Annotated in this window: 10 protein-coding genes; 5 read left to right on the top strand and 5 right to left on the bottom strand. The window is 65.1% G+C overall.

Annotated features, from left to right (window positions below):
- The first annotated feature begins 15 nt into the window (after positions 1-15).
- Complete coding sequence (locus tag AB3X95_RS28715) at positions 16-1,302, top strand: phosphatidylserine decarboxylase family protein (protein WP_368623192.1); 1,287 nt, start codon at positions 16-18, stop codon at positions 1,300-1,302.
- A 28-nt stretch (positions 1,303-1,330) separates the two neighbouring features.
- On the opposite strand, the gene AB3X95_RS28720 is transcribed toward AB3X95_RS28715, so the two are convergent.
- The gene (locus tag AB3X95_RS28720; RefSeq protein ID WP_176123640.1) at positions 1,331-5,413 is read right to left on the bottom strand and encodes a CheR family methyltransferase; all 4,083 of its coding nucleotides are present in this window, start codon (positions 5,411-5,413) and stop codon (positions 1,331-1,333) included.
- A gap of 106 nt (positions 5,414-5,519) precedes the next feature.
- The gene (locus tag AB3X95_RS28725; RefSeq protein ID WP_368623193.1) at positions 5,520-6,509 is read right to left on the bottom strand and encodes a chemotaxis protein CheB; all 990 of its coding nucleotides are present in this window, start codon (positions 6,507-6,509) and stop codon (positions 5,520-5,522) included.
- A gap of 269 nt (positions 6,510-6,778) precedes the next feature.
- Here AB3X95_RS28725 and AB3X95_RS28730 point away from each other — a divergent pair, with 269 nt between their 5' ends.
- Positions 6,779-9,901 (top strand): CheR family methyltransferase, encoded by a 3,123-nt coding sequence (locus tag AB3X95_RS28730; RefSeq protein WP_368623194.1) that lies wholly within the window; start codon positions 6,779-6,781, stop codon positions 9,899-9,901.
- A gap of 7 nt (positions 9,902-9,908) precedes the next feature.
- Here AB3X95_RS28730 and AB3X95_RS28735 read toward each other — a convergent pair whose 3' ends face one another.
- Complete coding sequence (locus AB3X95_RS28735) at positions 9,909-10,988, bottom strand: glycosyltransferase family 4 protein (protein ID WP_368623195.1); 1,080 nt, start codon at positions 10,986-10,988, stop codon at positions 9,909-9,911.
- A gap of 142 nt (positions 10,989-11,130) precedes the next feature.
- Here AB3X95_RS28735 and AB3X95_RS28740 point away from each other — a divergent pair, with 142 nt between their 5' ends.
- The 3 genes from AB3X95_RS28740 to AB3X95_RS28750 all read left to right on the top strand — a co-directional run bounded on the left by AB3X95_RS28740 (position 11,131) and on the right by AB3X95_RS28750 (position 12,615).
- The gene (locus tag AB3X95_RS28740; protein WP_368623196.1) at positions 11,131-11,694 is read left to right on the top strand and encodes a hemerythrin domain-containing protein; all 564 of its coding nucleotides are present in this window, start codon (positions 11,131-11,133) and stop codon (positions 11,692-11,694) included.
- A gap of 135 nt (positions 11,695-11,829) precedes the next feature.
- Positions 11,830-12,102, top strand: coding sequence for a DUF6723 family protein (locus AB3X95_RS28745; RefSeq protein ID WP_176111751.1), 273 nt, complete (start codon positions 11,830-11,832; stop codon positions 12,100-12,102).
- A 246-nt stretch (positions 12,103-12,348) separates the two neighbouring features.
- Positions 12,349-12,615: a DUF2934 domain-containing protein gene (locus AB3X95_RS28750; protein WP_368623197.1), complete on the top strand. Its 267-nt coding sequence runs from the start codon at positions 12,349-12,351 to the stop codon at positions 12,613-12,615.
- 14 nt (positions 12,616-12,629) lie between these two features.
- Here AB3X95_RS28750 and nadE read toward each other — a convergent pair whose 3' ends face one another.
- Together nadE and AB3X95_RS28760 are read right to left on the bottom strand one after the other, a co-directional pair.
- Positions 12,630-13,490, bottom strand: coding sequence for an ammonia-dependent NAD(+) synthetase (gene nadE, locus AB3X95_RS28755; RefSeq protein ID WP_368623198.1), 861 nt, complete (start codon positions 13,488-13,490; stop codon positions 12,630-12,632).
- Between the two features lie 14 nt (positions 13,491-13,504).
- The gene (locus tag AB3X95_RS28760) at positions 13,505-14,017 is read right to left on the bottom strand and encodes a CinA family protein (RefSeq protein ID WP_368623199.1); all 513 of its coding nucleotides are present in this window, start codon (positions 14,015-14,017) and stop codon (positions 13,505-13,507) included.
- Positions 14,018-14,207: the final 190 nt, after the last annotated feature.

Genomic DNA, 14,207 nt, shown 5'->3' on the forward strand with positions numbered 1-14,207 from the left:
TAAGAAAGGAGAAGCATGACGAACGACGAAGTGGCGAGCCCGCGCACGCAACGGCGCCGGCTCGGAGGATGGCTGCCGCGCGACGAAGCGCATCTCGCGCGCTACCGGACCGCGCTGGCCGCGAAAGCGCGCGAACGTGCGCGCACGGCGCCACGCACGCGTGCCGTCGCGGAACTCGCGGCGCTGATCGAAGGCGATCCGGTGCTGCGCATGGATATGACGCGGGCCATCATGCAGGCACAGCAAGCGGGCTACGTGCTCGGCTATGCAACGATCGACGAGCTGATGACGCTCGTCGATTACCTGATGACCTACGCGCCGCCGTTCAGCGAATCCGATCTGATTCATTGTCCGCTGAACGCGGTGCTCGACTGGCCGATGTGCATGCCGTCCGGCTATGCGCTGTTTCGCGACCCGGCGCTCAACGCGCAGCTCAAGCACGTGCTGAATTGCTGGTGCGGCTTTCTGAGCGGTCCGCATTCACGCGAACATTTAAATACGTCGTCGCCGGACGGCTGGTTCAGCTCCGAGGCCGACAAACGGATCGGCCTCGCGCAATTCGCTTGCGATCCCGAGCAACCGTATTGGGGCTTTACGTCGTGGAACGATTTCTTCACGCGGCGCTTCCGTCCCGGCATGCGGCCGGTCGAGGAGCCGGACAACGACAAGCTGATCGTCAGCGCGTGCGAGGCGACGCCGTACAACGTGCAGCACGGCGTGAAGCTGCGCGACACGTTCTGGATCAAGTCACAGCCGTATTCGCTCGAAGACATGCTGAGCTCGCGCGAGCGCGAACTGGCGCGGCGCTTCGAGGGCGGCTCGGTGTATCAGGCCTTTCTGAGCGCGTTCAACTATCACCGCTGGCATGCGCCGGTCAGTGGCGTGATCTTGCGCGCGTACGCGGCGGACGGCAGTTACTATTCGACCGCCGATAGCGAAGGCGAAGACCCGAGCGGGCTCAACGATTCGCAGGGCTACATCACGGCGCTCGCGGCGCGTGCGGTGATCGTGATCGAATGCGACGATGCGGCGGTGGGGCAGGTGGCGTGCGTGTTCGTCGGCATGGCGGACGTGTCGTCGTGCATGATCGAGGCGTTGCCGGGTCAGCGCGTCCGAAGGGGCGATGAGTTGGGGTTTTTCCAGTACGGCGGATCGACTTGCTGCCTGGTGTTCGAGCCGGGCGTGATAGAGCGCTTCGTCGTCGAGCCGCCGTTCGGCGACAAGCAGCCGCCGATCAAGGTCAACGCGGCCGTTGCAAGGGCCGGGTCGCGCAATGCATCGCCGTCGCAAAGCAACGGCTAGACGCGCTGCGCGCCGCCGGGCGGCGGATTCAACTGCGCAGCCGCGCGAAAATGCTCAGCAAGTCTTCGAGAACCACCGGTTTTTTCAGGTGCGCGTCGAAGCCCGCATCTTCGGCTGCGCTGACGTCCGCCTGCTGCCCGAAGCCGCTGACCGCGATACAGATCACGGACTTCATCGCCGGCATGCCGCGCAGCTTGCCGATGAACTCCATACCGTCCATGCCCGGCATGCCGATGTCGGACAGGATGATATCGGGCGCGTTGCCGTTGATGATCGACAGCGCTTCTTCGCCGCTCGTCGCGGTGCGCACTTCGGCGCCCTCGCTTTCCAGCAGCAGCTTGAAGGTTTCGACGGTCGCGGCGTCGTCGTCGACCATCAGGATGCGCGTGCCTTTCAGCGGCTCGCCGGTGACTTCGATCCCCGCGCTCGTGCGGGTGGCGAGCCGGTGGGTAGGCAGCGTCACCGTGAACGTTGCACCGCGGCCGACGCCGTCCGACTCCGCGCGCACTGCGCCGCCGTGCAGGTTGACCAGATCGCGCACCAGCGCGAGGCCGATGCCGAGGCCCCCGCGGCGCGAGCCCGGATCGCGGCTCTGCTGGAACATCTCGAAGATATGCGGCAGCAGCGAGGCTTCGATGCCGATGCCGGTATCGCTGACGCGCAGCACGGCCTCGGCGTGGTCATTGACCTGCAACGACACCTGGATCGACCCGCGCTGCGTGAACTTCAGCGCATTACTGATCAGATTCCACACGATCTGCTCGATACGCGTCAGATCAGCATGAATGATCACGGGCGCATCGGTCACTTCGACGCTCAATGTGAGGCCGCGCTGCGCGGCATCGTCCTGCACCGCGCTGCACACGCGCTGCACGATCTCGCGCATGTCGACGACGGTGCGCACGACCGACAGCTTGCCGGTGCGCACGCGCGAAATGTCGAGCAGGTCGTCGATGATTTGCGCCTGGCCGATCACGGTGCGCCGGATCGTATCGGTCGCGCGCGACACGTTCAGGTTCTGGCGCGTTTCCGGCGCGCGCGCGATCAGTTCGGCGCTCGCTGAAATCAGGTTGAGCGGATGCTTGAGCTCGTGCGACACGACTGCGAGAAATTCATCGCGCCGCCGCTGCGCTTCGCGCTCGCTCGCGGCGCGCAGCGTTTCGACGTGGGTGCCGCGTCCCGAGGTCGGGTCGCTGGCGAACTCGCCGAGATCGCGCGTGATCTTCGCAAAACCGCTGATGCCCGGCTCGTCGAGACGGGACAGCACACCGCTCGCGAAAAAGCGCGTGCCGTCCTTGCGCAGATGCCAGCTCTCCTCTTCGGCGCGGCCGTTCAGACGCGCTTCGGCGAACTCGCGTTGCGCAACGTTCGCGGCGCGGTCTTCGTCGGTGTACAGGATGTCGGCGGACTGGCCGATCATTTCGGCTTCGGAATAGCCGAAAATCCGTTCCGCGCCCGCGTTCCAGCTATTGATCACGCCGCTTTCGTCGAACGTGATGATCGCGTAGTCCTTGGTGCCCTCGGCGACGAGGCGCATGCGCCGCTCGCCTTCGCGCAGCCGGTCTTCCGCCTGACGCCGGCCGGTGATGTCGATGAACGACAGCACCGCGCCGTCGATGCGGTCTTCGGTCGTGCGGTAGGGCACGAAGCGCGCGAGATACCAGCGCCCGTCGTTGCTCTTCAGCTCGCGTTCGATCAGGCGCAGCGATTCGAATGCTTCGGCCGCGTCGTCGGCGAGCTTGTCGTATTCGAGGCGGTGGGTGATGTCGAGCAGCGAGCGCCCGATGTCCGACGGAATGATGCTGAAGACGTCGGTGGCGCGCGGCGTATAGCGCTTGATGCAAATGTTGCGGTCGACGAAGATCGTGCCGATGTCGTTCGCGGCGATCAGGTTGTGCAGGTCGTCGTTGATCTTACCGGTTTCCTCGACCTTCGACTTCAGCTCCGCGTTGACCGTAGTCAGCTCTTCGTTGATCGATTGCAGCTCTTCCTTGCTGGTTTCGAGCTCCTCGGTCGCCGAGCGCAGTTCCTCGTTGATTGCCTGCAATTCCTCGTTCGACGCCTTCAACTCCTCCGTCGAGGTCTCCGACTGCTCGATGGTGGATTGCAGCTGCTCCTTCGTGCGTTGCAGCTCGCGTTCGAGCTGGCTGATGATCGGGTCTTTCTGCACGTCGGCCGACGCCGTTTCGGCGTTGGCCATGCTGTCTTCGACCTCGTCGAACAGCACCAGCACGAAGTCCGCGTTCGCTTCCGGGTCGTGCACCGGCCGCGCGGTCATGTTGACGAAGTACGAACGGCCATCGCGCTCGATGTGCACGCGGCGCGCTTCGACGCTGCGGTTCGTGTGCAAGGCCTGATAGATCGCGGTGCGCAGTTCGAGCCGCAGTTCCGGACGCACGGCGGCCACGATGTTATGCGACGGCTCGCCGCCCGAATATTGCAGAAAACGCCCGGCGCGATCGGACAGATGAACGATTTCGGATTCGCGGCTCACCAGCACGCTGGGCGGCGCATATTGCTCGACGAGCCGCTGATGCAGATCGCCGAACGAAAAGCGCCGGCGCCCCGGCGGCTGCACCGTAGTGACGAGGGGGCGCGAACTCATCGTGCCCGAAATCGCGATCGGCATCGGCGTGTCACCGCGCACGGCCATGTTCGCACGATAGATGCGGTTGCGTTTGTCGACCACGGTGAACATCGAGCTCACGCTGTCGGCCGACTCCGAGCTGCCGAGGAACAGTACGCCGCCGGGCCGCAGCGCGAAGTGGAACATCTTCAGAATTTCGATCTGCGCTTCGCGGTCCAGATAGATCAGCAGATTGCGGCAGCAGATCATGTCGAGCCGCGAGAACGGCGGGTCGCTGAGCACGTTATGGTGCGCGAACAGCATGTGTTCGCGCAGCTCCTTCTTGATCCGGAAGTGCGCGGCGTCTTTTGTGAAGAACTGGCGGATGCGCGCCGGTGTCAGGTCGGCCGAGACCGAATCCGGGTACAGGCCCACGCGCGCGAACGCAATGGCGCGCTCGTCGATGTCGGTCGCGAATACCTGGAACGACACGCCCTCGGGCGACTTCAGCGAGCGCTCCTGCAGCAGCATCGCCAGCGAATACGCCTCCTCGCCGGTCGCGCAGCCCACCGACCAGACGCGGATGCGGTCCTGTTCGCCGCGGTTTTCGAAGAGGGGGGGCAATACCTCGCGCTCGAGCACGTCGAACGCTTCCTTGTCGCGGAAGAAGTTGGTGACGCTGATCAGCATGTCCTGCAGCAGCGCCTGAGTTTCTTCAGGGTGCAGATGCAGATAATCGCGATACGCCTGCAGATCCGTAATGCCGTTGACCTGCAGCCGGCGTTCGATGCGGCGCAGAACCGTAGCCCGTTTGTAATGCCGGAAGTCGTGCGCGGTGCGGGTGCGCAGGATCACCATGATCTCGCGCAGCGCGCGCTCGGCCGACTCGTTGACCGTGTCTTCCTCGGGCTCGTCCGGCTGCACGGCCGGCAGGTGGATTTCCCGCGCGGTGGACCACAGATCGAGCAGCCGCTGCGGCATCTCGGCCGCGGTCATTACGAAGTCGGCCATGCCGGTCGCGATCGCGCTGCGCGGCATGCTGTCGTATTCCGCTTCGGAAGGGTCCTGCACGAGCGTGATGCCGCCCATTTCCTTGATGCGCGACAGGCCGACCGAGCCGTCCGAGCCTGCACCCGACATCACTATGCCGATCGCGCGTTCGCGATGCGCCTCGGCGAGCGTGCGGAAGAACAGATCGATGCTCGCGCGGCGTCCCTCTTCGGACTGCTTCTGCGTGACGCGCAGGTAGCCGTCGACCATGATCATCTCGAACGAGGGCGCGACCAGATAAACGTGGTCCGATTCGATTTGCGTGGGGCCCGTGACCTGCTGCACCGGCATGCTGGTGACCTTTTGCAGCAGCGAGGCCAGATTGCTTTCGTGGTCCGGCGACAGGTGAACGACCACGACGAAGGCCATCGACGTGCGCGCGGGCAGCGCCTCGAAGAATTCCGTCAGCGCGTTAAGCCCTCCTGCCGATGCGCCGATACCGACGATCGGATAGAGTGCCTGGCTAGGCAGAGTTTGCCCTCGCTTCTTTGACATGGCTGCGTGTCCCTTCTTGGAAAAGGATAGTGTCCAGCGGTGGATTTTTATAGGGCAACGAGCCCATTTCTTGCTCGGCCCGGATCGCTATTATCCCGCATTGCACTCATTTTTCCAGCAGCGTCGACTGCAACAGTTCGGCCGCGTGGCCCGCGCGCCGGGCGTTGTCCTCCTCGCGTTGTTGGGCAGCGGTGTCTCCTATCGCCGCGAAGTGTTCGCCGAGTTCGCGGCTGAACATTTCGCGCTCGCGCAGCGCCCGCAGCGCATTGCGCAGCGACATCTCCGCATCGATCATGCGGCCGTCGTCGAGCGACGCGGCCGAATACGCATGGCCGGTATGGCAGCGGTAACGCAGCACGCGCGAACCGGTGATGCGCCACAGCGTGCCGTTGCATTCGGGGCATGTGAAAGTCGACGGCGTTGCCAGTCCCTCGATCGCCTCGAACGGCGCGGTGCCGGACAGCCACGCGCGCTGTTCGAGGGCGACGCGGTCGGAGGCCTCGCGCTGCGCCGGGCCGAGATTTACCCGCGGATTGGCAATGCCGCCGGTCAGTTTTACCAAACATGGGCCCAGTTGCTGGAGCGGCAGCACGTGGTCGGCGAAGGGCGTTGCGTGCCGTGGCATCTCGCTCGCGAACGCGTCGTCGGGGTCCTGCACGACCGTCGTGCCGCCGCACGCCTGGATCGCTTCGAGGCCCGCGGCGCCATCGTCGAGCAGGCCGGTCAGGATCACGCCGATCGCGCGCGGTCCCATCTGCGCGGCCGCGCTGCGAAACAGCGGGTCGATCGCGGGGCGCGCGAAGTTTTCTTTCGCGCCATGCAGCAGCCGCAGCTGGCCATCGTCTACCACGAGGTGCCGATCGGGCGGCGCCACGTAAATTCTGCCGGGCGCGTAATGTTCGCCATCCTGCGCGTGCTTGGCGGGTAGCGGGCCGGCCTGGTTTAGAAGCGTGGGCAGCATGCTGCCGTGCGCGCCGATGTGCAGCACGACGGCGATGCTGGCGGGCATATCGACGGGAAGCTGCGACGCAAGCGCGCGCAGTGCGTCAACCCCTCCCGACGACGTGCCGATTACGATGAAATCACGGTGGGTCAAGTGGACTCCGGGACGTGGAAGCAGGACGGAAAAACGGGCCTTTCGTGTCAGTCAAAGTAATGAGCAAGCGATATGCCGTCCGGGCATTTTTATTGCGCCGTCGTCGGTGAAAGCGTCCTTGCGCCGGCACCGGTTTTCAGCCTGCGCCACAAAGCGGCCAAGCTGGCCGAAAGCGCCGCGCGCCACGCACAGGCATATGATGAACATGTAAGGACAGGCGTGCCGGACATGGCCGGCACGATATGACGTTCCTGCGCAAGCTCACACTCATGGCGACTCCGATTCAAGCTTCCGCGCCAGCGGAAAGCTGCCACGTCGTCGGCATTGGCGCATCCGCCGGCGGCATCGAAGCGATGCATCGCCTGCTTCAGGCCTTGCCCGCCGAACCTGCGCTTGCGCTCGTCGTCGTGCAACACCAGCTGCCGGGTGGATCGGACGAGCTCGTGAATCTGGTCAGCAAGTGGACGTTGCTGCCGGTCCGTGCCGCGAACAACGGCGAGCGTCCCGAGCCGAATCACGTCTACGTCGCGGGTTCCGACGACGTGCTGACCCTCGAAGGCGGGCTCTTTCGCACGCGGCCGGTCGACGGCGGCAGCCGCCGTCCCGGCATCGATACCATCGACGCATTCCTCGAAAGTCTCGCGCAAGATCGCGGCTCGCACGCGCTTGCCGCGATCCTGTGCGGCACAGGCACCGATGGCGCGGCCGGCGCGATCTGCGTGAAGCGGGCCGGCGGCGTGGTGCTCGTGCAGGACCCGGTCACCACGATGAACGACAGCATGCCGAGAGCGGTGATTTCGCGCGGCGCCGCCGACTACATTCTGCCGGTCGGCGAGATCGCGAAACAGCTGCTCCGCTGTGCGTCACCCGCCTATGTGCGGCCGGCCAACGAAGTCGCGTGGACCGGCGAGATTACGCGAACGCTCGACGAGATCGTCGGGCTGATCCGCAAGCAGGCGGGCTTCGATCTGGGTGGTTACAAAGCGACCCCGCTGCTGTGGCGCATCCAGCAGCGCATGGATTTGCGGCGTACCGAATCGTTCGGCGACTATGAGTCGCTGTTGCGCGACGACCCGGCTGAGCTCGAAGCGCTGATTCGCGGCATTCCGATTCACGTGACCGAGTTCTTCCGCGATGCGCCCGCCTGGGACGTGCTGCGGCACGAGGTCATAGAGCCGATGCTGAGCGAGCGCCGCGCGAGCGATGTCGTACGGGCCTGGACACCGGCGTGCGCGACCGGCGAAGAAGCGTATTCGGTCGCGATGCTTCTGCACGAGCATGCGGAAAAGACTGGCCGTCCCATCGATTTCCAGGTGTTCGCGACCGATGCGTCGCCGGAGATCGTCGCGCGCGCGAGCCGCGGCGCGTTTTCGAGCGACGCACTGAAGAACGTCTCTTCGGCACGCCAGCAGAAGTTCTTCTATTCCACCGACGGCAACTGGCGCATCAAACGCCACCTGCGCGAAAAGATGGTATTCGCGCCACAGGACCTGCTGCTCGATCCGCCGTTCAGGAACCTGGATCTGGTCACTTGTCGCAACCTGCTGATTTATCTCGACCCCGAAGCGGTCAAGCGCGTCGTATTCCTGCTGCACAACTCGCTGAAGGTGGGCGGCTATCTGTTCCTCGGCAAGGGCGAACCGCTGTTGTCGCGGCAAGGCGGTTTCAAAGTCGTGTCGAGCCGTTGGCATATTTACCGCAAGACCGGCCCCGCGAGCGACGTCGAGGTCCGCTTCCCGTTGCGTGTCGCGACAAGCTTGCGCGCGAGCGCGGTGCCTTTCATCGGTCATTCGAGCGTGCATGCGCAGCGGGACTTCCCGTCGGTGCTGATCGACGACGAATTTCGCGTGCTGCGGGTGTATGGCGATACGGAAAAATACCTGCGCGTCCCGGCCGGCCAACCCACCGACAACCTGCTCGAACTGACGCAGCGCGAACTGGCGTCGAGCCTGAAGGCGGCCGCGAAGATAGCGCTCGAAGACGGTCAGCCGACGATCGTCAACGGCCTGCGTGAAGAAGGGAACGTCACGCACGCGTTCCAGATCCGGCTCACACCGATTCGAAGCGCGCAAAACGGCGCCGCGCCGCGGCTGCTCGCATCGTTCATTTCCCGCGCGCGAGAGATTCGGCCCGGCGCCACCGAACCCGTTGCGCTGCCGAGCCACGCTGCGGACGTCGCAGCTTCGAGCGAGTGGAGCGAAGCGATCCGCATCTCGCGCGAGGAACTGGAGGCGTCGCGCGAAGAGTTGCAGGTGCTCAACGAGGAACTGAAAGCCGCGAACGAGCAACTCAATCTCGTCAACGACGACCTGAACCAGGCCAATGCGCGGCTCACCGGCAAGATCGCGGAACTGGAGATGCAAAGCGGCGTATTGAGCGCCGGTGCGGTGATGGCGATGTTTCTCGATCAGGCGCTGCGCGTGCGCTGGTTCACGCCTTCGATCTGCGAGATATTTCCGCTGAAAACGGGCGACGTCGGACGCGGCATCGCCGATATTTCGCCGAAGGTCGACGACGTGAATTTCCTGCGCGACGTGCTCACGGTAATGCAGAGCGGGACACCGCGCGAAGCCGAGGTGCGCAATGCCAGCGGGGGATGGTTCCTGCGGCGCATTCGCCCGTTTCTGTCGCAGACCGGCACGAGCGGCGTGGCCGTCACGGTCACCGACATCTCGGACCTGAAGCACGCGGAAAGAGTGCTGCGCGAAAGCGCGATGCACGATTTCATGGTGCGCTTCGCCAACGCGCTGCGCGGGCTGTCCGGATACCGCAATACCCGATCGACGGCGATCCGGATGCTGCGTCAGCAGTTCGGCGCCGCGCGCGTCAACTACTCGGAAGCGCGTGGCCCCGACGAACTGGAAATCGTCGCGACCGACGCGCTCGCGGGCACGGCCGATATGCTGGGCCGCCGCTGCGCGATCAACGACGCCGGGCCTGCGCTCACCGCCGCGCTGTTCACCGGCCGCAGCGGCTGGAGCAACGACGTGATGGCCGATCCCGCCGCTAGCGCGGCCGAGCGGCGCGCCTGCCACGCATTCGGCATCGGCGCGTGGGCCAACATGCCGTTCGTGCAGTCGGGCCGCGTGCTCGGCGCGCTGACGGTGCACTTCGACACCGCGCACACGTGGGCGCCCGACGAACTGATGTTTCTCGAACTGATGGCCGAGCGCACTTGGGCCGCGGTCGGACGTGCGCGGGCCGAGGAAGACCTGCGCGCGCGCAACGAGGAACTCGAGCGGTCCAACAAGGCGGCGATCGGCCGCGAACTGCGCATGATCGATCTGAAGAACGAGGTGAACGAGTTGCGCCGGCAACTCGGCCAGTCGCGTCGCTATGCGACGGAGTCCGACGATCATGACGATCGTACCAAGGCGCCCGATCGCAACTGAACGGCGATTACACCGGCGCGGGATGACTGCCGGTCGCGCGCGGATGGTCTCGTGTGGCGCGTGCGAGCAGCGCGTCGTAGATCGTCAGGTAGTCGTCGGTCATGCGCGCGGCCGTGAATCGGCGCTCGAACGCGCGGCGGCACGCGTCGCGCCCGATGCCGTCGATGCGCGCAACGGCTTGCACGGCCGCGTCCACGTTGTCGACGATCAGGCCGCTCACGCCGTCTTCGATCAACTCCGGCACCGCGCCGCGGCGAAACGCGATCACCGGCGTACCGCACGCCATCGCCTCGATCATCACCATGCCGAACGGCTCGTCCCATTCGATCGGCAGCAGCAACGCGCATGCGTTCTCGATCAACCGCCGGCGCGCGAGGCCGCCGACTTCGCCGAGGTATTCGGTGAACGTGGTCGAGCGCCGCAACAGCGGATCGATGCGCTCGCGGAAATAGTCGCGCTCGCCGGGATGGATCTTCGCGGCGATCTTCAACGGCAAGCCGCTGCGCCGGGCAATTTCGATCGCGAGATCGGGACGTTTCTCCGGCATCATGCGGCCGAGGAAAAGCAGGTAGGAACCGGCTATCGGCTGAAACGAGAACTCGTCTTGCGGCAGGCCGTGATGGACCGTGCCCTGCCAGTTCGCCCACGGCACCGGCCGGCGCTGACTCGCGGAGATCGACACCACCGGCACGCGGGCGAATTCGCGAAACAGCGGGCCATGATCGTGCAGCAGCAGACGGCCGTGCAGCGTCGTCAGCGTACGGCACGGCAAGCGCTCGGCCCACGCGAAATGCAATGGCTCGCCGTGAAAATGAACGACGTCGAATTGATCCGCGTCGCGAATCACGCGCGCGAATTGCCGGACGTGATGCGTTTGCGTGTCCCATACGTTCGTGTCGCGCCAAAGACCGCGCGGGCAGATTGGCACGAGCCGCGCGGCGGTCGTCGAATCGGCGCTCGCATAGAGCGTCACGTCGTGGCCGCGGGCGACCAGTTCTTCAGTCAGATACGACACGACGCGTTCGGTCGCGCCGTACGCGAACGGCGGCACACTTTCGTAAAGCGGAGCGATCTGGGCGATTCTCATCGGGCGTTGAAAAGAGGGGAGGGAGGTTGGCGCGCAACACGCCGCGCCGGACCACCAGCAGCAATCGACGTACCGCCACGCGACCGGTCACACGGTACGGCGTTTGCTCGATGCGGGCACTTGACCGATCGAAGGAGCCGCCATGAACCACCGCGCAACGCAATCCGCGTCTAACGACACGAAGCCCACCGCTGCACGCGAAACCGCCAACGCACCCGACGCGCTCGCGCTGCTCGAAGCCGATCATCGCGCCGTCGAAAAGCTGTTCGATGCGTTCGGCAAGTCGCGCGGTGACGAGCGCGACACGCTCGAAGCCAAAGCCGCGCTGGCGCAGCGTGCGTGCGAAGAGCTGACGATGCATACGATCATCGAGGAAGAGCTGTTGTATCCGGCCGCGCAGCAAGCACTACCCGACGACGGCAAGCTCGATGTCGATGAAGCCTACGTCGAGCATTTTCTGGTGAAGACGCTAATCGCGAAGTTCACGACGCTGAAGCCGGGCGACAAAGGCTTCGACGCGACGTTCAAGGTCATGGCCGAACTGGTGCGGCATCACGTCGAGGAAGAGGAAGGCGAGCTCTTTCCGGCCTTGCGGCGCACCGGCTGCGATCTCGCGGGGCTCGGTAAAAAGATCGCGGCGCGCAAGGAAACGCTGCAAGCGCGGCTGGATCAGGCGGGCAGCCGGGCGGTTGGCGACAGGACCTGATTGGAACCTTAAAGCGTCGCTGCGACAGTCCCGTTCATAAGTCGACGCTTACGGACGAACGCACCCGTTTGCATGTCCATTAACATCGATTTCAGGAGGGCACAACAGGATCGCCTGATGCAGGCAGGGAGAGCCATGTCAAGGAGAAAGCTGAAACTCACGCAGTATCCGGCGGCAGCGATCGCCTCGCGCGACGACTTTTCGATCTACGTCACTGCTCGACGCAGCGCCGATGGACGATTCTATGCCGATCTGCTGGTGAGCCGTAAAGTGGATGGCCGCCGTCTGTTCCCGTTCGATGGCGCGCCCGAAGTCGGTCCGTTCAACAGCATCGAGGAAGCGCGGCTCGCCGCCGAGGAGTACGGCGCGCGGATCGTCGCGGCCGACCTTGCCTGCCCCGAGGCGTAAGCGCGTGGACTGGGTAGCGCGCGGCGACCCGCCGCGGTGACGACGGCATCCCCATCAAACGCTTGTCCCGGTTCACGACCGGCTCACGGTGGAGTTGTGTGGCAGCCGCTCTCTTGCTGACGCGGTGCCATCGACCCAACGCGCGCCGCGCGGAACAACCCTTGCTCGCCTTTCGCTCGCCGTCATCCGGACCCGGCGCGCGCGGCGCCGTGCCGCGGCATCGCTCACGTTCACGGAGAAACACATATGGACAAGGAACTCGAAGCCCGCATCCGCACGCGGGCATACCAGATCTGGGAAAACGATCCGTCGCCGGAAGGCAGAGCCGACGACCATTGGGAGGAAGCGCGCCGGCAGATCGAGGCGGAAGGCACTGCCGCGCCGCAGGAGCCGACCGATCAGTCCGCCGATCGCGACCGCGGCTCGCGCATCGCGCCCGAACAGCAACTGCAGGAAACGCCGGGCGAGGACATCGAAGCGCCGAAGCGCGCCAAACGCCCGCGCGCCGGATAAGCGGGCGCCGCGCTCTACACCGACGCCGACGATCGCGTCGGCGCCACCGGCAGCGCGCGTTTGTGGCGCGTCGCCATGTAAAAGCGGCGAATCGTCGTCAATACTTCATCGCTGACCTGCTTGCCTTCGAGAAAGTCGTCGATGTCCTGGTAGCCGATGCCGTAGCTGTCTTCGTCCGGTTTCTGCGGCGTCAGCGATTCGAGGTCCGCCGTCGGCACCTTGTCGACGAGCCGCCCCGATGCGCCGAGCGCATGCGCGAGTGCGCGCACGCGGCGCTTCGTCAGACCCGCCAGCGGCAGGATATCGGCGCCGCCGTCGCCGAACTTCGTGAAGAAGCCCATCAGCGATTCGGCCGCATGGTCGGTGCCGATCACCACGCCGACCCGCGCGCCCGCAATCGCGTATTGCGCGATCATGCGTTGCCGCGCCTTGATGTTGCCGAGCACGAAGTCTTCATGAAAGTCGTCGACGTACTGCACGTTGCCTCGCTTGAGCGAAGACAGCATCGCGTCGGCGGGCTCCTTGATGTTGACCGTCAGCGTTTCGTCGGGGCAGATGAACGCGAGGGCGGCCGCGGCGTCCTCTTCGTCGCGTTGGCTGCCGTACGGCAGACGCACCGCGACGAAGTGCGCTTCATAGCCGGTGGCACGCAGACGTTCGACGGCAAGCTGCGCGAGGCGTCCGGCAGTCGACGAATCGACGCCGCCGCTGATGCCAAGCACATAGGTGTGCAAGCCTTGCGAGGCCAGGTAGTCGCTGAGGAACGCGACACGCCGCTCGCGCTCGCGGGCCACGTCGAAATCGCGCTCGACGCCGAGTTCGTCGATCACTGCCTGCTGCCACGCGTCGGTGTCGAAGGAAGGGAGCAGATTCATCGTTCGGCCTCTCTTCAGTGGTCCCGCTCGAGGCGCGGAAGTTGATCGAAGTAATGCTCGACGCGCGACAATGCATACAGCGCGGCGGCCGAACGCACGTCGTTGCGGTCGCCCGAAAAGCGCCGCGTCTCGGCGAACGTGACGAACTGATTGCCGGGCCGTCGGAACGACCATGCGAAGCATTGCGTGCCCGGTGGCGGGCCGTCAGCGGAGCCCCCATCGGCAAGCCCCGTGTTCGATACCGCGATGTCAGCGCAGCAGCCTTCCTGACGCAGCGCACCCTCGGCCATTTCGCGCGCGACCGCTTCGCTGGTGAGCCCGTATTGCTTCATCGTGCTTTCCCGCACACCGAGAAAGCCTGCTTTGCCTGATGGCGAGTAGCTGACGAAGCCGACATCGAGACACGCGCCGCTACCCGGCACGCTAGCCAGATACGACGCGATCTGGCCGCCGGTGCAGGATTCGGCGGTCGCGAGCGTCAGACCTCGCGAACTGAGGAAGGACACGACCTGCATGGGAACGTTCATGATTTTCGCCCTTGTTGTGCGACGGATTCGGACCGGCGTTTTGTTCGTGCAAAAGCTCAGCAAGGATCGGTCCGCGCGCGCTTCACGTTTCGCGCATCGCCATCGGTTCAAGCCGGCGGTATGCTCATTGCTGAAGCGTGGAAGAGCAGCGAACTCGCGCGCGGCCCCGTCGCGATGCGTGGCGCGCGCA

Origin of the sequence: Paraburkholderia sp. BR13444 (assembly GCF_040948755.1) — a bacterium.
GTDB lineage: Bacteria > Pseudomonadota > Gammaproteobacteria > Burkholderiales > Burkholderiaceae > Paraburkholderia > Paraburkholderia youngii.